The sequence below is a fragment of the Enterobacter cloacae complex sp. I2 genome, from assembly GCF_014896205.1.
GTDB classification, from domain to species: domain Bacteria; phylum Pseudomonadota; class Gammaproteobacteria; order Enterobacterales; family Enterobacteriaceae; genus Enterobacter; species Enterobacter quasihormaechei.
In genome coordinates this window covers 21,512-40,387 of the sequence record NZ_JADBRA010000019.1, presented here as the reverse complement: position 1 = coordinate 40,387, position 18,876 = coordinate 21,512, and the positions used below count along the sequence as shown (strand labels likewise).

The following is an 18,876-nucleotide window of genomic DNA, read 5'->3' as shown; positions in this document are numbered from 1 at the left end:
CTTACCCGGCCTGCTATGGGAGAGGACGTTTTACTTGTTAACGAACTCTTCGCCCAGCGTGATATCTTTCTTCAGCGTATCCAGCATGCCTTCCATCGCGTTTTGCTCAAACGCGCTCAGCGTGCCGATAGACTTACGCTCTTCAACACCGTTTTTACCCAGCAGCAGCGGCTGAGAGAAGAAACGCGCGTGTTCACCGTCGCCTTCAACATAGGCACATTCAACAACGTCTTTTTCGCCCTGCAACGCGCGAACCAGAGACAGGCCGAAACGTGCCGCCGCCTGGCCCATAGACAGGGTTGCAGACCCGCCACCCGCCTTCGCTTCCACCACTTCGGTGCCCGCGTTCTGAATACGTTTAGTCAGGTCAGCCACTTCCTGCTCGGTGAAGCTCACGCCCGGGATCTGCGACAGCAGAGGCAGGATGGTCACGCCAGAGTGACCGCCGATAACCGGCACTTCCACTTCCGTTGGCTGCTTGCCTTTCAGCTCAGCCACGAAGGTATTGGAGCGGATGATATCCAGCGTCGTCACGCCGAACAGTTTGTTCTTGTCGTATACGCCCGCTTTCTTCAGCACTTCTGCTGCGATAGCAACGGTGGTGTTCACCGGGTTAGTGATGATACCGATGCACGCTTTCGGGCAGGTTTCAGCGATCTGCTGAACCAGGTTTTTCACGATGCCCGCGTTGACGTTGAACAGGTCTGAACGATCCATACCCGGCTTACGTGCAACACCTGCGGAGATCAGCACCACGTCGGCACCCTGCAACGCAGGACGCGCATCTTCACCGGAGAAGCCTTTGATTTTCACAGCTGTCGGGATGTGGCTCAGGTCAACCGCCACGCCTGGGGTTACCGGAGCAATATCGTACAGGGAGAGTTCTGAGCCTGAAGGCAGTTGGGTTTTCAGTAGTAGGGCAAGCGCCTGGCCGATACCACCAGCAGCGCCGAGGACTGCGACTTTCATCCTAAACTCCTTATTATGGTTAACTTAAGTATCTGTAAATCCGTTGCGGCGACCATAATTCAGCACGTCATTAATTACAATTTTCATCGCTAAAGAATTTGAGGTCGCACGTCTTTCGCCTTCACCTGAATGCTATCAGGCTGTGGGCAACAACGTATTAAGAGGGGGTTACAATACACCCTGCCACGCCACCAAAACAACATCATTTTGATAACATTTAATTTACTTTTAAGCTTATTTGCGCGGCGTGACCCAGGCATGTTTTCCGATAACGAAATCTGATAAAATCACTCCCTTTCATAACATTATTTCAGCCTGGCGCCAGGTAGATAATTTGCATAAAAATTCATCCACATGCATAATAATGTTGTTTCTTTCGTCATATTCCGGGTGACTTATGCGAAGCTCGTCTAAGCAAGAAGAATTAGTAAAGGCGTTTAAAGCGCTACTCAAAGAAGAGAAATTCAGTTCTCAGGGAGAAATTGTTCAGGCGTTGCAGGAACAAGGCTTCGATAACATCAACCAGTCGAAGGTCTCCCGCATGTTAACCAAGTTTGGTGCGGTGCGTACGCGCAACGCCAAAATGGAAATGGTTTATTGCCTGCCTGCTGAACTTGGCGTCCCAACAACCTCCAGCCCGCTGAAGAACCTGGTTCTGGACATCGACTATAACGATGCCGTGGTTGTGATCCACACCAGCCCAGGTGCCGCACAGCTGATTGCTCGCCTGCTGGATTCGCTGGGTAAAGCTGAGGGGATCCTCGGCACTATCGCCGGTGATGACACCATCTTTACCACCCCGGCAAATGGTTTCTCGGTGAAAGACCTCTACGAAGCGATTCTGGTCCTGTTCGAACAGGAGCTGTAATTGCCTGCCCCGTAGCGCACGGCTACGGGGATCATTCTGCTGTTGCCTCGTTTTACCCTGCTTTCCACTGCCTGCTGCTTTTGCAAATAGTGCTTTTTACCGCCTGTTAACATTCAGCCAGTGGATGATTTGCTACAAAATCGCACTAAAAATCAAATTCATCTATCAATATGATTTTAAATACAAAAATGGACAAAAATCGCCTTGTCAGATCCTTTTTTATGCATTCCCGTTATAAAAATCGGATTTTTTAATACGTAATAACAAGGGAAACCATTAGTCTGGTATTAATTTTTTGCGTGATTAGTGTATACTTGATTTTGTGATGAGGGTCACAGAACAAAGACCCCAGTAGAATAATTGACGAGGTAACCGATCATGAAAATTAAAAACACTGTTGCTGCCCTGAGCGTACTCTCTGTCCTGTCATTCGGTGCGTTTGCGGCCGACGCCATTAATGCCGAACAGGCACAATCCCGTCAGGCTATCGGGACGGTTTCTGTTGGTGCCATCGGCGCATCTCCGATGGACATGCACGACATGCTGAACAAAAAAGCGGAAGAACAAGGTGCATCATCCTATCGCGTAATTGAAGCACGCAGCGGCGACCACTGGCACGCTACGGCTGAACTGTACAAATAAACCCTCGTCGTATCTCATCATACGACTTGCCCCTGACCTCCCGGTCAGGGGCTTTTTTATGACTGACGCACATTGAAACGCAGTTGCCCTTCCAGCTCCTCCTCCGCTTCATCAAACAATAAAATCAATGCGCCAAAGCGTCTGCGCAGCTTTTCAGGCAGATGGGTAAACTCGATTTCCAGCGGTAACGGCAGCCTGTCGCCGGTCACCACATCCCACAGCATATCAAGGTTGCTTACGCTGTCCCGCTCCAGGTCGAACGCCCGAATAAACTCGCGGTAGAAGTCTTCCTGACTATCAATTTCGTCAAAATCAAAGGTATAAATTTTCATTGCCAGCCACCCGGTACAGGCGGGCGGCAGATGCCGCCCTGTCTATTATAATCCCCCGATATGCAGGGTTTTAACTTCCAGAAACTCCTCCAGCCCCAGCACGGACCCCTCGCGTCCCAGCCCGGACTCTTTTACCCCCCCAAACGGGCCCAGTTCGGTCGATACCGCACATTCATTAATCCCGATCATGCCGCTCTCAATGGCTTGTGAGACGCGGAACACGCGCGACAGATTCTGGGTATAGAAGTAGGCTGCCAGCCCGTAAGGCGTATTGTTCGCACGCATCACAACTTCGTCTTCCGACGTGAAGCGGAAGCAGGCGGCAACGGGTCCGAAGGTCTCCTCTTCCGCCAGCTTCATGCCTTCATGGCAGTCACCGAGGACGGTGGGCAACCAGAAGTTACCGCCAAGCTCATGCGGTTTACCGCCGGCCAGCACCGTGGCGCCCTTCGCTACCGCATCTTCGACGTGCTCACGGACTTTATCGACAGCCGAAGGCTCAATCAGCGGGCCGACAACGACGCCTTCGTCCAGGCCATTACCCACCTTCAGCGCCTTCACCGCATCAGCAAGCTGATTCACAAACTTGTCGTAGACCGTCTCCTGAATATAGAAACGGTTTACGCTGACGCAGACCTGCCCGGCGTTACGGAACTTATTGGCGATGGCGCCTTTAACGGCGGCCTCAATGTCCGCGTCCTCAAAAACGATATACGGCGCATTGCCGCCCAGCTCCATCGACACCTTTTTCATGGTGTCTGCGGAATTGCGGACCAGCGTTTTCCCGACGGCGGTTGAACCGGTAAACGAGATTTTGCGCACGTCATGGCTGGCCATTATGGCGTCGCTAATTTCAGAGGTGCTCCCCGCGACCGCATTCAGCACACCATCCGGCACGCCGGCCTGCTTCGCCAGCGTCAGCAGCGCAAAGGCGCTCAGCGGCGTGTTGTTTGCAGGTTTGATCACGCCGGTACACCCCGCTGCCAGCGCCGGGCCGAGCTTACGGGTGAGCATGGCCATCGGGAAGTTCCATGGTGTGATAGCGGCAACCACCCCGACAGGCTCCCGGGTGGCCAGGATACGGGAGCCGGGTTTAACCGGAGGGATAATTTCGCCGTTGGCACGCTTGGCCTGCTCGGCAAACCACTGAATGAAGCTGGCGGCATACTCTACTTCGCCCTCAGCTTCTTGCAGCGGCTTGCCCTGCTCGGTGGTCATCAGCCTTCCGAGCCAGCTTTTATTCTCAATAATCAGTTCATACCAGCGATAGAGGATCGCAGAACGCTCTTTTGCCGTTTTTGCGCGCCATGCGGGAAAGGCTTTCGTCGCGGCCGCAATAGCCTCTTCGGTTTCGGCTTTACCTGCTTTCGCTACTTTTGCAATGACCTCGCCCGTGGCCGGGTTTAGCACATCAAACGTGGTGTCGAGTGTTTTCCAGATACCGTTAACCAGATACCCGGTCTGAAAAAGCGTACTGTCCTGAAGAGCCTGGGTTGTCATGTGTCCTCCCTTCCTGAATGTTTGAACCTACAGGATTAAGTATAGCCACAAAAAAACCGACGCTTTTGGCGTCGGTTTTCTCTTCATCAGCTGTCCGTCAGCGCGTTCTGGTAGCGGTGCAGCATAAATACCAGCCGCTCAACCGGCTCGGTAACCTGCGGCGGCGCTTCCCAGATCCGCAGTTTTTCCTGGTAGATATCCAGCTCTTCCAGCAGTTGCTTAAAGTAGCGGCGACGTTTGTCATCGCTGGATGCCGATATCACGTGGTCCGCCGTGCGCCGTAGCTGGCGGTGGAAGGCGGACAAATCGTCGTTAATCGGCACCGGCGCGTTCCGCAGACGCTGGTGCGCGATAATCATGGTCAATGCCAGGCGGAAACGGGCGACATCGCCAGGGAATTTGTTCAGCAACAGGAACAGCTGCTGGTAAAGAGCCGGCAGGTGGTTCTCCTTGCGTCGGGCGGTATTGGTGGTCAGGGACGAAACGGCGGCCGACACAAACTGATTCAGTAGCACACGCCCTGTCCGCGCCCGGGAGTTATCCCGCACCAGCAGGATGACCATCATCGCCAGGAAACAGCCCACCAGCTGGCCTAATGCGCTATCCAGGAACTGGCTGAAATGGAAGGTCATCGGGTTATCCAGCACAATGATGTTAATCGTACTCGCCAGGGCACCTAACGATCCCAGTCGGCGTTTTTGTACCTCTATCCCGATAAAGAACGCCATTACCGCCAGGCTGATGCAGAGCAGAAGCATGCTTTGCTGTGTCGAGGGGATAATCACCAGGAAATAGAGCGCGCCAATCGGTAACGCCGCAATGGTACCGTACAGGAAATCGATAGCGACCATGCGCGGGTTGGGCAGACGCATTGCCAGCGCGGTCACGACGGCAATCATCACCATCGCGCCGCTACCGGACGTCCAGCCGGTCCACAGCCAGAACAGCGTGCCGAGTATACAGGCCAGCGTGGTGCGCCAGAAGTTGACCATCGCATGATGACGCTCGGCGGATTCCGGTTTAATGACCACTTCGCCCTGTAACACCCCTTCTTCCGCCGCACTGATTTTGGTGTTGCCAATCACGCCGCGTTTCAGAAGCAGGTAGCGCGTCGCGGCGCCAACCCAGGTATAAATGGTGACTGGCGTATCCCGCTCTCCCGTCCAGGCAATCACGCGGCGCATGCGTTTAAGCTGTCGATGCACGTCCTGCACCGTCTCCACAGGCTCATCAAACAGTTCGCGGAAGGTATCCGTTACCGCTTCGGGGCGAGTGTTCTGAATCAGGTAGGTTTCACACGCCTGGGTGATCAGCGTTAACGAGACGGTATTGATCGCTTTCAGGCGCCGATTGGCGCGCTCCCAGCGAGAAGACTCCATGTTGAGGTTACTGCGCATCCCTTCCAGCGCCTGCGTGCGGCGCACCAGCCCGCTCCAGGCCTTGTCGACCTCTTCGCTGTCGCCGTGCTTAATGCACAGCTGCATGAGCTGATACTGGGCAACGATCAGCGCGTCCAGCTCACGATCCACTTCCTGCTTAATAGAACGCGGAGAGAAAAGCAGATCGGCGACAATCGCACAGACGATACCAATCACAATCTCGCTGCAACGTTCCACGGCGAACTGCGGGGCGAGCAGCGGTTCGGTCTGGATGGTGATGATAATAATCAGTGCGGTATATCCCGCCAGGCCCCAGGCGTACGAGTTCTCAACCTTCACCAGGGAGGAGATCCAGGTACAAAAACCCGCCCAGATACAGCACACGATCAGCATCAGCAGCGGCGTGCGGATCATCAGGATGATAATGGTCAGGGCGGCGATACAGCCGATAAAGGTCCCGATAATACGCAGCATCCCGCGATAGCGGATGGCCCCGGAATAGGGTTCGCCACCCGCCGCGAAGGCGGGACCGGCGGCGACAATCGCGGCGGTCAGAACGGCCCAGCGCGGCGTTTCAAGCTGGAAATGGAAGCCAACAAACAGCGCCAGCACAATGGCGCATGCCAGCTTCACGGCGAAGCGGATGTGCTGGCTGGCGATGGAAAAAATGCCCATAGCGATCAACCAAACTCGCGCAGGCGATGGGCGATTTGACGGAAGATGGAGTCCTGGCTGGCATCACGGTCTTTTTCACCGGTGATCACCACCGTCGCCGTGGTGCCTGCGGGCCAGAGGTTGCTCTGCTGCTCGTCCAGACGAATGCGCACCGGTACGCGCTGCGCCAGGCGAACCCACTCAAGGTTGGAATCGACGGTCGCCATCCCTTTGTTATCAACCGTACTGCTGGAGTTGGTCACCCCCGCGGCAACGCTGTCCACGGTCCCTTTCAGGACACGGTTGCTGCCGAGCGGCGTGATTTCAGCGCGATAGCCCGGACGCACGCCTTCCAGCTTGGTCTCTTCCATATAGGCGAGGACGTAGAAGGAGTTTTGTTTCACCAGCGCCACGGCGGTTGAGCCGCGCGTGATAAACTCACCGGCATAGACGTTAAGGTTAGTCACCCAGCCATCGGACGGGGCGCGGATCACGGTACGTTCCAGGTCGAGCTTCGCCAGATCGCGCGTCGCCTGAGCTTTTGCCAGCTGGTGCAGCACGGTTTGCAGCACGTTATTGGACTGGTCAATCTCTTCCCTGGACATGGCCTGGATGCCCAGCTTATTACGGCGTCCTGCTTCACGGCGTTTTTCAGAGGCCAGCGCGTTGTAATACGCCACGTCGGCTTCTGCTTCTTCAAGGGCTTTTTGATAGCGCGGCTGGTCGATGGTGAACAGCACCTGATCTTTCTTCACCAGCTGGTTATCGTGGACGTTGACCGCCGTAATAAGACCGGCGACATCGGGCGCTATCGCGACCACCTCCGCGCTGAAACGCGCGTCGCGCGTCCACGGCGATTCGGTGTAATAGACCCAGGCGCGAAAAATAGCGATGAACGCCAGGATGACCAGCGCCATAGTGATGGCAGTGCGGGAGATTTTTCTTGTTAGCGTTTTCACATCAACCTCAGACAAACATGCGCGATATTAAATAGAACAGGCAGCAATACAGCGCGGTATTAAACAATGCAGGATGCCAGACGAAATCATAAATCCCGGTAGGGACCAGCACCTTGCGCACCAGCCAGAAGATCGCCAGTGATAAAAGAAGCTCGAAAAATATCGGTGGGAACGACAGACCGAACACCACGATAACGGGAAACAGACTCATGTTGACCTTGCTTATAGAGAGTGCAGGCTACTGGATTGTTAAGCTCGCGCCGCCGCAGGAGGGCAAGAAATGCCGGGCGAGAGTGGCGCAGCCGTTATGTAATTAATAGTATATTAACGTAACTGTTATGCTGTTATCTATCATATGTGATCTAAATCACTTTTAAGCCAGAGTGAATAATGGAACGACTAAAACGCATGTCGGTGTTTGCCAAAGTTGTCGAACAAGGCTCTTTTACCGCCGCAGCACGTCAGCTACAAATGAGCGTCTCATCCATTAGCCAGACGGTGTCAAAACTGGAAGACGAGCTTCAGGTGAAGCTGCTCAACCGCAGTACCCGCAGCATCGGGCTGACGGAAGCGGGTAAAATTTACTATCAGGGCTGCCGTCGAATGCTGCATGAAGTGCAGGATGTTCACGAGCAGCTTTATGCCTTTAATAACACCCCTATCGGCACGCTGCGCATCGGGTGTTCTTCAACTATGGCACAAAATGTTCTCGCTGCCATGACGGCGGAAATGCTGAAAGAGTATCCTGGCTTAACCGTCAATCTGGTGACGGGTATTCCCGCACCGGACCTGATTGCCGATGGGTTAGACGTGGTGATCCGCGTTGGCGCCTTGCAGGACTCGAGCCTGTTCTCGCGTCGGCTGGGCAGCATGCCGATGGTGGTCTGCGCCTCAAAGAACTACCTGGCACAGTATGGCGTGCCGGAAAAACCCGCCGATCTGAGCAACCACTCGTGGCTGGAATACAGCGTGCGCCCGGATAACGAATTTGAGCTGATCGCGCCGGAAGGGCTTTCCACCCGGCTGCTGCCTGAAGGCCGCTTCGTGACCAACGATCCGATGACCATCTCGCGCTGGCTGGTGGCCGGGGCCGGTATCGCCTACGTGCCGCTGATGTGGGTGATCAACGAGATCAACAGCGGCGAGCTGGAGATCCTGTTCCCGCGCTACCAGTCGGATCCGCGCCCGGTTTACGCGCTGTATACCGAAAAGGACAAGCTGCCGCTGAAGGTGCAGGTCTGTATTAACTATCTGACGGACTATTTTGTGGAAGTGGCGGAGCTGTTTCAGGGCATGCGGGGAAGAAGGAAAGAGTAGGCCTTCCCCCTCACCCCGGCCCTCTCCCCGTTGGGAAGAGGGTTAGGGTGAGGGGAAAATGAAAAATTACGCCGTACCGCCCACGGTCAGGTTATCAACCTTCAGCGTCGGCTGGCCGACGCCTACCGGCAGGCTCTGGCCCTCTTTGCCGCAAACGCCCACGCCGTTATCCAGCTTCAGGTCGTTACCGACCATGGAAATCTGCTGCATGGCCTCAATGCCGGAGCCAATCAGGGTTGCGCCCTTCACTGCTTTAGTCACTTTGCCCTTCTCAATCAGGTACGCCTCTGAAGTCGAGAAGACAAATTTGCCGGAGGTGATATCCACCTGGCCACCGCCAAAGTTCGGCGCGAAGATACCGTAATCAACGGATTCGATAATCTCCTGCGGCGTGGATTTACCCGGCAGCATGTAGGTGTTGGTCATGCGCGGCATCGGCAGGTGCGCGTAAGATTCGCGACGACCGTTGCCCGTTGGCGCAACGCCCATCAGACGCGCGTTGAGCTTGTCCTGCATGTAGCCTTTCAGCACGCCGTTTTCGATCAGCACGTTGTACTGGCCCGGCGTGCCTTCATCGTCGATAGAAATCGAGCCGCGACGGTCAGGCATGGTGCCATCATCGACCACGGTACACAGCTCAGAGGAGACAAGCTGCCCCATCTGACCGCTGAATACAGACGTACCACGGCGGTTGAAATCGCCTTCCAGCCCGTGACCGACCGCTTCGTGCAGCAGCACGCCGGGCCAGCCTGCGCCCAGCACAACCGGCAGCGTACCGGCGGGTGCCGCCACGGCAGACAGATTAACCAGTGCCATGCGCACGGCTTCTTTTGCCCACGCATCCGCGCGCGCTTCGCCGTCAACGTCGCCGAGGAACCAGTCATAGCCAAAACGACCACCGCCGCCGCTTGAGCCGCGCTCGCGCTTGCCGTCGTCTTCCACCTGCACGCTGATGGAGAGGCGCACCAGCGGACGCACGTCGGCGGCCAGCGTACCGTCCGTCGCTGCCACCAGGATCAGCTCATAGACGCCGCTCAGGCTGGCGGACACTTCCTGCACGCGTTTGTCGGCAGCGCGGGCCACTTTGTCCACGCGACGCAGGATGTCCAGCTTCTCTTCGCGGCTCATGCTTTGCAGCGGGTCGATGCTGGTATAGAGCGCCGAATGCTGCACTTCGCCCAGGGTTTTTACGCGGCCATCGCCCGCGTCGCGCACGATGGTGCGTGCGGCCTGCGCGCTCTGCTCCAGCGCGGCCAGGCTTATCTGGTCGGCATAGGCAAAACCGGTTTTCTCGCCGCTCACGGCGCGCACGCCGACGCCCTGGTCGATGTTATAGGAGCCATCTTTAATGATGCTGTCTTCTAAAACCCAGGATTCGTGATAGCTCGACTGGAAATAGAGATCGCCGTAGTCGAGACGGCGTTCGGTCAGTTGACCAAGAATGGAGAACAGGTCCTGATGGCTCAGGCCGTTCGCTGCGAGCAAATGTTCACTTACCAGGTTCAGACTCATCGTATTGCTACTCGTTCGTTGCCGCCCGTGGCGGTGTAAAAATCGTATTTATTGAGAGTGAGGCAATTACCTGCCCACGTCAAATCATTGCTGTGCTTCTTTGCGCGGCTGGCGCAGCACCTCATTAATCTGCGGTTTATCGATTGGGCCCGTAATGCGGTAGCGCAGAATCGAGACCTTACTCCAGAGCGGCCCCAGCACTTTGCTGGCGGCAAATACCGCCGCACCGACAATCGGGTTAACCACAAACGCCGTCGCCACGCCCACGGTAGCGGAAATTTCCGGGGCGACGACCGCTTCCATATCCAGTTCACGACGCACCAGATCCACCGAGCCTTTCATGGCGATATCCGCCTCCAGGCCGTCCAGCAGCGTATCGTCGGTATGCATCACGCCGTCCTTGATCCAGGCCGTTCCGCGAATGGAGTCATAATAGAAACCGTCGTTGAAGGTGTCGCTGAAATCGAAGCGCAGCTTGCGCAGCAGCGCGTCAAAGCTCAGCAGGCGCAGTATTTGCCCCGCATGGCCGGTGCTGACATCGGCAATTTGTCCCTTACCAAAACGGGTTCTGAGAATGCCATTCAGCGTGGCGACGTCCGGCTGCCACGGCGCCGCACGCCAGTGCAGATCGTAATTCACATCGAATGACGATCCCCGAAGCGGCGTGCTGATGCCGAAGAAGTTAGCCGCCGCATCCAGCTTGCTGCCTTTGATATCGCCTTTCAGGGAGGTGCGCTGCGCGCCCGGCTTATTCACCCATTCCCCGGCGGCGGTCAAACGGCCAAAACCGGTATCCACCAGACCACCGGTAAGGCTCAGCGTCGTGCCCTTGATGGCGACATCTCCGTCGATACGGCCATATTTTTGCCCCCACAGCCAGCACTCCGCACAGCGCAGCTGGAGATCGGGCCAGCCGCTGAAATCAACGCGCGAAGCCTTGCTGAGGGGCGAAGCGACCGACGGCTGTTTTTCAGCCACGGCAAAGGTCGGGTTGTAATAGAGGTAGCGGATCGCCGCCTGCCACGGCGCGTTATCGCGCATCGTCAACGTGCCGTTAATTTCACGACCCTGAGCCTCAACCTTTGAGCCGTTAGCCGTCGGCCGGGAAACGATACTCAGGTTGTTCCACCGCTGCCCACCCAGCGTCAGCGCAGGCGTACGTAGGGTAATGGCCTGCGGGAACTGCGCCGTTTGATCGACGTTTTGCCCAACACCTTTCTGGAACAGTGCCAGCCACTCTGCGCCATCCATCGCCGGCAGATTCAGCTCAATTCCCGCCTGCTCCGGCAGCGGTGGCGTGGTACGGCTGTCCGTCGTCCAGATCGCCCTGTCCAGCGTCAGCTTGCGGTTAAGCAGCCAGCGGCTGTTAAAGTGGTTTGTTCCGCCAGCGTTACCGGTTACGTCAAAGCCGTTGAGGTTACCGTCGACGTTGACGTTGACAGGCAGCGGCTCGCCGCTTTTCTTATTCAGGGGCGCGGGCAGCTGGCTGCTGAGATTTTTAAGATCGCCCGTGATGTCGACCTTATACCGCGCGCCGGAGTGATAAGGCAGGTCGATGGCCACCTTGCCATTCCACGACACCGCGCCGTCCACCGCGTTCTCAACCGGCTTCGGCAGAACATTCATGCGTGACGGCTGCCAGTTTGCGGCCATATTTACCGCCACCTGGTAGGCTTTATCACCCTCGGTGGTGGAGAAATCGATATTGACGGGTTGATTGAACCAGGTCGCTTTCAGCGGCTCACTTTTCAGATTGCCGTTAACAAAGCTGAACTGACCGCGGAGATTTTTCAGCGTACTGTCCAGCGGCTTGATATAGAGGCTGTTGTTATTAAGGCGAACGTCGCCTTTGGCGGTGGTCATTTCCCCGTCGAGCGGAATATCCAGATGTAAGCGAGCATTCACATCGCCATCTAGCTGCAACTGCTGAAGGGTGGCCGCCAGAGAGTCATTCAGCGGCGTATCTTCAAAATACGGACCAACCGCATTACCCGGCCCCTTAATATCCGCATCAATCAGCAATTTCTCTTTCGAGTAATCCGGGATGTTTGCGGTCAGGTTGCTCGCCGTCACGCCGCCCAGCGCCACGCTATCCGTCTTCATCCACAAGCCGTCATTCAGGAAATTGAGTTCGATATCGAGATTTTTCAGCGCGGGCCAGTCCGGCTGGAAGGCATAGGTTGCGTTGCGCAGCGGCACCAGAACCTGGAACTGACCTTCGTTATGCTTATACGGGAACAGGTGCGGGTTGCCGCCGTAGACCAGCGTGGCGTTATCCGCCTGACCGCCCTGAATGGCGCCGCTGAGATAGTCCACCAGCGCTTTCCCCATCAGGTTCTCCGGGAAGTAGCGCCATGCCTGCGAGCCGTCATCCGTGCTGATGCCTGCCAGGATACCCAGCCACGGCTCATCGCCTTCAGGCTGTAGGTAACGGAAATTGCCGCGGGCATGCACCGCCCTGGCTTTTACATCGATATCGCGGCCATCAAGCTGAAAACCTTTGTCGTTCTTCAGCCAGTTGAGGGTGACATTACCCTGCGCGATCTCCAGCGGCGCACGAAAGACCGTTTCGTACGGCATTTTGGCATCCTGCATTTCTGCCGTCAGCCTGCCGTTTTCCACGCTTCCTTCAAGCTTGCCACTGAAGTGCTCAGCGCCCGGCAGCAGTTTCCACTGTTTCCAGGCGAGATTTTTCCATGCCGCCTGGAAGCGCGTTTTTTCCGTGGCCTGAAGCGGAATATCCAGCGCCAGACGGTTTATCTGCCCGCTCGGCTGCGTCGCCAGCCAGATGTCACCCAGCTCCGGGGAGAGTTTTGCGGCCATTGAACGCAGGCCCTCGATCGCCGTCAGGTCCAGGTTACTGGCGCGGATACGCAACTCGTCGCTGCGTTTACCGTTTACCCCGCCGACGTCCTGCTCCGGCATCCACGCCAGCGTCAGCGCGCCGCTTGGCCAGGGTTTGTTGTCCATGGAGATGCGCGTATCCGGAATAGCGAACTGCCAGCCGCCTTTTTCCTGGGTTACGTGGGCGGTGAGGTTATCGACCGAAAGCTGATGCTGATGGTTTTCGCCCTTCCAGCTCGCGCCCCCCTGCTTGAGCCAGATATCGCCGCTGGCGAACGCCCCATTCGTCAGGGTCATCCAGCCTTCGAGACTGAAACGCGCGGTTTCCAGCTGCATGTTCTGCTGGATCCACTCGCCAAGCCACGGCTTCACGTCCACGTCGTCCGCCTGCAACCACACGCGGCCGTTGTTCAGCAGGCCATTGTCGTCGCGCAGATCCATCCTCACCTGCATCACGCCGTGCTGCCCGTTCAGGCTGGAGAGATTTACTTGCCCCTCGGCGCGGTGGCGATCTTTTCCGTTTAGCCAGGTCAGCTGTGGGATCGCCAGCTCGGCGCGCTGCCCGGAAAGGGTAATAAAGCTGATTTCGCTGTCGCGCAGATCGAAATGATCGAACTGACGCAGGAAGAGATCGCTGATACGGCTGGTTTCCAGCCCCCGATCGCCTTCGCCGCTTTGCAGCGGCGTATTGGTCTTTAGCTGAAGTTGCCAGAAGGTGAGATCGCGGAACTGCCAGCGCAGATGCAGCAGGCTTTGCCAGACATCCAGCGCCAGGGTAACGCGTTTGATTTTAAGGTGACCGCCATCTTTCAGGCTGGCGCTGATATCCCGCGCATCAAGCGTCGGGCCAAAGGTCTGCCAGCTTGCCTCGATATGGCTCACGTCTAACGGCAGGCCGGTGGTGGACTCGATTTTCGCCAGGATCTGCGGACGCCAGCTGTCAAGATGCGGCAAGACGAGACGCAGCCCGCTCACGAGCAACGCGACAATCACGACCAGCGTTGCCCCTGTAAGCAGTAAAATCCCCGGCAATCGCCTCACGCGTCTCTCCTTGTCAGCCTTTAATCTCGCAGCGAACTGCGTTTACATCATTACGACGTCAAACTGCTCCTGGTTATAGAGCGGCTCAATCTGCACTTTTACCTGTTTGCCGACAAAGATTTCCACTTCCGCCAGCGCGTGCGACTCTTCCCCTTTCAGGGCTTCCGCCACCGCAGGGGAAGCATAGACCAGAAAACGGTCGGAGTCGTAGGCATGATGGACGCGGACAATCTCACGCATGATCTCGTAGCAGACCGTCTCCACCGTCTTTACCGTTCCGCGTCCATGGCAGGTTGGACACTCGTTGCAGAGCACGTGTTCCACGCTTTCGCGGGTCCGTTTCCGGGTCATTTCTACCAGACCCAGCTGGGAGAAGCCGTTGATGCTGGTTTTCACGCGATCTTTACTCAGCGCCTGCTCCAGCGAGTGCAGCACGCGACGGCGGTGATCTTCATTATTCATATCGATAAAGTCGATGATGATAATCCCGCCCAGATTGCGCAGGCGAAGCTGGCGCGCAATGGCCTGCGTCGCTTCGATGTTGGTGTTGAAGATGGTGTCATCGAGGTTGCGATGGCCGACAAACGCGCCGGTGTTGATATCCACGGTGGTCATCGCTTCGGTCTGGTCGATAATGAGGTAACCGCCCGATTTCAGCTCAACCTTACGCTCCAGCGCGCGCTGGATTTCGTTTTCAACGTCATAGAGGTCAAATATCGGCTGGCGTCCGGTGTAATGCTCCAGCAGACCGGGCATTTCCGGAATGTACTCGGCGGTGAACTCCAGCAGGGCTTCATACGTCAGGCGGGAGTCCACACGGATGCGGTCAAGCTGCGCATCGGCGAAATCACGCAGTACGCGCTGAGCAAGCGCCAGCTCGCCGTACAGACGGTAGCGGGTCTGGTTGCGTTTTTTCCGCTCCATCACCTTGGTCCAGACGCGCTTCAGGTAGGCCGCATCCGAGGCCAGATCGTCTTCGCTGATCCCTTCCGCCGCGGTACGAATAATAAAGCCGCCCTGCTCGTCGCAGTAGGCGCTCACGACTTTTTTCAGGCGCTCGCGCTCGCTTTCGCTTTCAATACGCTGTGAAACGCCAACGTGCGACGCGCCCGGCATAAACACCAGATAGCGTGAAGGCAGGGTGATGTCGGTGGTCAGACGCGCGCCTTTGGTGCCCAGCGGATCTTTCACCACCTGCACCATCAGATCCTGGCCCTGACGCACCAGCTCAGAGATGTCGCGCACGGCAAACTGCTTTTGCTCTTCGCCAGCCACGCATTCGGTGTGCGGCATGATATCGGAGGCATGTAAAAACGCCGCCTTATCGAGCCCAATATCTACAAAAGCCGCCTGCATACCCGGTAGTACACGACTGACACGACCTTTGTAGATATTGCCTACGATTCCGCGTCGCGCTTCACGCTCAATATGAATTTCCTGAAGAATGCCACCATCAATGTAGGCCACACGGGTTTCCGAGGGCGTTACGTTTACCAACAATTCAGCCGTCATAATTATCCCTTCCCTCACGCAGTGAGTTAAAATTACTCAGCAACTCATACGTTTCCACCAGCGGTAAGCCGACTACGGCGTGATAGCTGCCATTTATCTTCCTGACAAAACAGCCACCCAACCCTTGAATACCGTATGCACCTGCTTTATCCATCGGTTCACCGCTGGCGATATAGCCGGCGATCTCCTCGTCGGTGAGGACTCTGAACGTCACTTCCGTTACCACCAGGCAATCCAGAACGTACTGGCTGTCCGCCAGCGCCACCGCCGTCATCACCTGATGCGTTTGTCCGGACAGGTTGCGCAGCATCTGCGCCGCATGGTCTGCGTCACGGGGTTTCTCAAGCACTTCACCCTTGAGAATGACGATGGTGTCCGCACCCAGCACCGGTAAGTCACGCGGCACGCATGCGACGCCCGCCTGCGCTTTTTCACGCGCCAGACGAGAGACGTACTGCTGAGCGCTTTCGCCCTCAGCACGTTTTTCTTCAATGCCGGTAACGATGCGTTCGAAGGAGACACCCAGCTGCGCGAGCAGTTCCTGGCGACGCGGAGAACCGGAGGCAAGATACAGAGACGTCATAGAAACCTTTTATTGCACGGCAAACTGCTGGCGAATTTTACGCATCAGCAGGAACAGCCACGGCCAGAGCACACCGTTTACTACACTACTCCAGAACTCTTCCGGTCGGAAAGAGACGTTGATCACTAAAAACTCTGCCCAGAAAACAACGATATCCGCAGCGAGCGACAACAACATCACCACCAGCGCCTGTTGCCAGAGCGCAAGGTTACGAAAGAGCTGGAATTTGAGTGCGACGAGGTACGCAATAATGCTCATGGATAAGGCGCGCACACCAAGCGTAGAGCCGCTGATGAGATCCAGTATGGCACCCATCACAAAACCTGTGCCGACATTTACGCGGTGCGGCAGGGCAAGGATCCAGTAGAGCAAAATGAGCAAAACCCAGTTTGGCCGGAAAACAAGAATGTCGTCCGGCCAGGGCATAATTTGCAGCAACAGTGCAACGAGGAATGAGAGCCAGATTACCCAGCGTCCCTGGCTACGATAACTGGCCACTACTGCCCTCCACCCGAGACTTGCGGCGGCGGTGGCGCATCCGGTAGCGGCTGCGTTAACCCTGTCGCCGGAGCCGGTACGGGCGCAGGTGGCCCCATCGCATCCGGCGCAGGCAGCACCTGCGGCATCATCTGCATCAGGCGTTCGTTCGCGACGCGATGCACATCTTCCGGCGTCATCGGGTTCGCACCGTTACGATCGGCTCCCCACAGCAGCAGCAGGTAACGTAAACGCTGCAAGCCCGCCGTTGGACGCGCCTGGATTACGGTGTAAGCACGCTGAGTGTCGAGCTTCACGGATGAGACCACCGCAACCGGGTAGCCTTCAGGGAAACGACCGCCCAGACCGGACGTCACCAGCACGTCGCCCACGCGGATGTCCGTGTTGGCTGGCAGATGTTCAAGCTGAAGATCGTCCGTACAGCCATTGCCGGCAGCAATCACGCGAATGTCGTTACGCAGCACCTGAATCGGCAGCGCATGGGTAGCATCGCAAATCAGCAGCACGCGGCTGGTCAGTTTGGCAACCGCAACGACCTGGCCCACAACGCCTTTATCGCTGATCACAGGCTGACCTTCGTATACGCCGTTCACGCTGCCTTTATCAATCACCACCTGATCGCTGTAGGGATCGTTTACGGTGGAGATCACCTGGGTGACCATTTTCTGTTCATCCTGGCGCAGCGGCGAGCCAAGCAGTTCACGCAGGCGCGCGTTTTCCTGCTTATATTGCCCCAGCATCAGCAGCTCGCTGTTTTTCAGCAGCAGTTCCTGGCGTAACGCACGATTTTCAAGTTCGAGCTGGTCACGCGATGAAAGCGTTTGCGACACGGAGTCGAGCAGTTCACGGGGACCATTTGAAATAAAGTAGAAAGGACTGACGGCGGTATCCATGTACGTTCGGATCTGGCTGAACGTACCGAGGCGGCTATCGGCAATAATGACCCCGAGCGCCACCAGAACCGCCAGGATCAGGCGAAACTGTAGCGACGGGCCACGGCTAAAAATTGGCTTCATAGGCTATGCGTATTCTCGCGTCAGAGAGAAAGGGTAGCAAATTGCTACCCTCTCACACCCGACTACTCTTCGCTAAACAAGTCGCCGCCGTGCATGTCGATCATTTCCAGCGCCTTGCCACCACCACGGGCGACGCAAGTCAGTGGATCTTCTGCAACTACGACAGGAATACCTGTCTCTTCCATTAACAGGCGGTCGAGGTTACGCAGCAGCGCACCACCACCGGTCAGCACCATACCGCGCTCGGAGATATCGGAAGCCAGCTCTGGCGGGCACTGTTCCAGCGCAACCATCACCGCGCTCACGATGCCGGTCAGCGGCTCCTGCAACGCTTCCAGGATTTCGTTAGAGTTCAGGGTGAATCCGCGCGGCACGCCTTCAGCCAGGTTACGACCGCGAACTTCGATCTCGCGTACTTCGTCACCCGGATAAGCAGAACCGATTTCGTGCTTGATACGCTCTGCGGTTGCTTCACCGATCAGAGAGCCGTAGTTACGGCGAACGTAGTTGATGATGGCTTCGTCGAAGCGGTCACCGCCGATACGTACGGAGGAGGAGTACACCACGCCGTTCAGGGAGATGACGGCCACTTCGGTAGTACCGCCACCAATATCCACCACCATAGAACCGGTTGCTTCAGAAACCGGCAGACCCGCACCAATTGCCGCAGCCATCGGCTCTTCAATCAGGAACACTTCACGCGCACCGGCACCCTGAGCGGATTCACGGATCGCGCGGCGTTCAACCTGGGTTGCGCCAACCGGCACACACACCAGCACGCGCGGGCTTGGGCGCATGAAGCTGTTGCTGTGAACCTGCTTGATGAAGTGCTGAAGCATTTTTTCGGTCACGAAGAAGTCAGCAATAACGCCGTCTTTCATTGGGCGGATCGCGGCGATGTTGCCCGGCGTACGGCCCAGCATCTGCTTCGCATCATGACCTACTGCGGCCACGCTTTTTGGCGAGCCGGCACGATCCTGACGAATGGCCACAACGGAAGGCTCATTCAATACGATGCCTTGTCCTTTTACATAAATAAGGGTATTCGCGGTACCCAGGTCAATGGACAGGTCATTGGAAAACATGCCACGAAATTTTTTCAACATACTAAGGGATAATCCTGAAAGCTGGGGCGGAAAACAAAATCCGCTTACTTTACCAACCACACGCAGCAGCGACAAGGCGCAAAAATCGTCTGCTACGGTGAAAATTAGTGCAGCACGTTTCCTTTGTTACAAATTCATCCCCTG

Annotated in this window: 16 protein-coding genes; 3 read left to right on the top strand and 13 right to left on the bottom strand. The window is 56.6% G+C overall.

Annotated features, from left to right (window positions below):
• Positions 1-30 precede the first annotated feature (30 nt).
• Positions 31-969, bottom strand: a complete 939-nt coding sequence (gene mdh, locus IM300_RS16740; protein ID WP_006812159.1) for a malate dehydrogenase — start codon at positions 967-969, stop codon at positions 31-33.
• Between the two features lie 397 nt (positions 970-1,366).
• On the opposite strand from mdh, the gene argR reads away from it, so the two are divergent.
• Positions 1,367-1,837 (top strand): transcriptional regulator ArgR, encoded by a 471-nt coding sequence (gene argR, locus IM300_RS16735; RefSeq protein ID WP_003860428.1) that lies wholly within the window; start codon positions 1,367-1,369, stop codon positions 1,835-1,837.
• Between the two features lie 378 nt (positions 1,838-2,215).
• Positions 2,216-2,479, top strand: a complete 264-nt coding sequence (gene yhcN, locus IM300_RS16730; RefSeq protein ID WP_063451005.1) for a peroxide/acid stress response protein YhcN — start codon at positions 2,216-2,218, stop codon at positions 2,477-2,479.
• 56 nt (positions 2,480-2,535) lie between these two features.
• On the opposite strand, the gene IM300_RS16725 is transcribed toward yhcN, so the two are convergent.
• The 5 genes from IM300_RS16725 to aaeX form a co-directional block, all read right to left on the bottom strand.
• Positions 2,536-2,811 (bottom strand): barstar family protein, encoded by a 276-nt coding sequence (locus tag IM300_RS16725; RefSeq protein WP_063451004.1) that lies wholly within the window; start codon positions 2,809-2,811, stop codon positions 2,536-2,538.
• A gap of 45 nt (positions 2,812-2,856) precedes the next feature.
• Positions 2,857-4,311 (bottom strand): NAD-dependent succinate-semialdehyde dehydrogenase, encoded by a 1,455-nt coding sequence (locus IM300_RS16720; RefSeq protein ID WP_193037494.1) that lies wholly within the window; start codon positions 4,309-4,311, stop codon positions 2,857-2,859.
• 86 nt (positions 4,312-4,397) lie between these two features.
• The gene (aaeB, locus tag IM300_RS16715) at positions 4,398-6,365 is read right to left on the bottom strand and encodes a p-hydroxybenzoic acid efflux pump subunit AaeB (protein WP_193037492.1); all 1,968 of its coding nucleotides are present in this window, start codon (positions 6,363-6,365) and stop codon (positions 4,398-4,400) included.
• Positions 6,366-6,370: 5 nt separating this feature from the next.
• On the bottom strand, positions 6,371-7,303 hold the full coding sequence (gene aaeA, locus IM300_RS16710) for a p-hydroxybenzoic acid efflux pump subunit AaeA (RefSeq protein ID WP_063451239.1): 933 nt from the start codon (positions 7,301-7,303) through the stop codon (positions 6,371-6,373).
• 7 nt (positions 7,304-7,310) lie between these two features.
• Complete coding sequence (gene aaeX / locus IM300_RS16705) at positions 7,311-7,514, bottom strand: p-hydroxybenzoic acid efflux pump operon protein AaeX (protein WP_003860416.1); 204 nt, start codon at positions 7,512-7,514, stop codon at positions 7,311-7,313.
• A 179-nt stretch (positions 7,515-7,693) separates the two neighbouring features.
• Between aaeX and aaeR the strand changes: the two genes are divergently transcribed.
• Positions 7,694-8,620 (top strand): HTH-type transcriptional activator AaeR, encoded by a 927-nt coding sequence (gene aaeR / locus IM300_RS16700; RefSeq protein ID WP_193037490.1) that lies wholly within the window; start codon positions 7,694-7,696, stop codon positions 8,618-8,620.
• A gap of 66 nt (positions 8,621-8,686) precedes the next feature.
• On the opposite strand, the gene tldD is transcribed toward aaeR, so the two are convergent.
• The 7 genes from tldD to mreB all read right to left on the bottom strand — a co-directional run bounded on the left by tldD (position 8,687) and on the right by mreB (position 18,732).
• Entirely contained in the window at positions 8,687-10,132 is a 1,446-nt protein-coding gene (gene tldD, locus IM300_RS16695; protein WP_063867539.1) for a metalloprotease TldD, read from the bottom strand.
• Between the two features lie 84 nt (positions 10,133-10,216).
• A complete protein-coding gene (gene yhdP, locus IM300_RS16690) occupies positions 10,217-14,017 on the bottom strand; it encodes an AsmA2 domain-containing protein YhdP (RefSeq protein ID WP_193037488.1) in 3,801 nt (1,266 codons plus the stop codon).
• 42 nt (positions 14,018-14,059) lie between these two features.
• Positions 14,060-15,529: a ribonuclease G gene (rng, locus tag IM300_RS16685; protein ID WP_063450998.1), complete on the bottom strand. Its 1,470-nt coding sequence runs from the start codon at positions 15,527-15,529 to the stop codon at positions 14,060-14,062.
• Positions 15,519-16,112 (bottom strand): nucleoside triphosphate pyrophosphatase, encoded by a 594-nt coding sequence (locus IM300_RS16680; protein WP_063450997.1) that lies wholly within the window; start codon positions 16,110-16,112, stop codon positions 15,519-15,521. Before IM300_RS16680 ends, rng begins: the two co-directional genes overlap by 11 nt.
• Positions 16,113-16,121: 9 nt before the next feature.
• A complete protein-coding gene (gene mreD, locus IM300_RS16675; RefSeq protein ID WP_193037486.1) occupies positions 16,122-16,610 on the bottom strand; it encodes a rod shape-determining protein MreD in 489 nt (162 codons plus the stop codon).
• Entirely contained in the window at positions 16,610-17,626 is a 1,017-nt protein-coding gene (mreC, locus tag IM300_RS16670) for a rod shape-determining protein MreC (protein ID WP_003860400.1), read from the bottom strand. The genes mreD and mreC overlap by 1 nt, the downstream gene beginning before the upstream one ends.
• Before the next feature lie 62 nt (positions 17,627-17,688).
• Positions 17,689-18,732 carry a rod shape-determining protein MreB gene (mreB, locus tag IM300_RS16665; RefSeq protein ID WP_000913396.1) on the bottom strand — a complete coding sequence of 348 codons (1,044 nt, stop codon included), beginning with the start codon at positions 18,730-18,732 and terminating at the stop codon, positions 17,689-17,691.
• Positions 18,733-18,876 lie beyond the last annotated feature (144 nt).

Excerpts from the sequence above, each read along its gene's own strand:
- tldD (WP_063867539.1), bottom strand. The coding sequence starts at position 10,132 with ATGAGTCTGAACCTGGTAAGTGAACATTTGCTCGCAGCGAACGGCCTG.
- mdh (WP_006812159.1), bottom strand. The coding sequence starts at position 969 with ATGAAAGTCGCAGTCCTCGGCGCTGCTGGTGGTATCGGCCAGGCGCTT.
- IM300_RS16680 (WP_063450997.1), bottom strand. The coding sequence starts at position 16,112 with ATGACGTCTCTGTATCTTGCCTCCGGTTCTCCGCGTCGCCAGGAACTG.
- IM300_RS16720 (WP_193037494.1), bottom strand. The coding sequence starts at position 4,311 with ATGACAACCCAGGCTCTTCAGGACAGTACGCTTTTTCAGACCGGGTAT.
- argR (WP_003860428.1), top strand. The coding sequence starts at position 1,367 with ATGCGAAGCTCGTCTAAGCAAGAAGAATTAGTAAAGGCGTTTAAAGCG.
- aaeR (WP_193037490.1), top strand. The coding sequence starts at position 7,694 with ATGGAACGACTAAAACGCATGTCGGTGTTTGCCAAAGTTGTCGAACAA.
- rng (WP_063450998.1), bottom strand. The coding sequence starts at position 15,529 with ATGACGGCTGAATTGTTGGTAAACGTAACGCCCTCGGAAACCCGTGTG.
- yhcN (WP_063451005.1), top strand. The coding sequence starts at position 2,216 with ATGAAAATTAAAAACACTGTTGCTGCCCTGAGCGTACTCTCTGTCCTG.
- aaeB (WP_193037492.1), bottom strand. The coding sequence starts at position 6,365 with ATGGGCATTTTTTCCATCGCCAGCCAGCACATCCGCTTCGCCGTGAAG.
- mreC (WP_003860400.1), bottom strand. The coding sequence starts at position 17,626 with ATGAAGCCAATTTTTAGCCGTGGCCCGTCGCTACAGTTTCGCCTGATC.
- IM300_RS16725 (WP_063451004.1), bottom strand. The coding sequence starts at position 2,811 with ATGAAAATTTATACCTTTGATTTTGACGAAATTGATAGTCAGGAAGAC.
- mreB (WP_000913396.1), bottom strand. The coding sequence starts at position 18,732 with ATGTTGAAAAAATTTCGTGGCATGTTTTCCAATGACCTGTCCATTGAC.
- aaeX (WP_003860416.1), bottom strand. The coding sequence starts at position 7,514 with ATGAGTCTGTTTCCCGTTATCGTGGTGTTCGGTCTGTCGTTCCCACCG.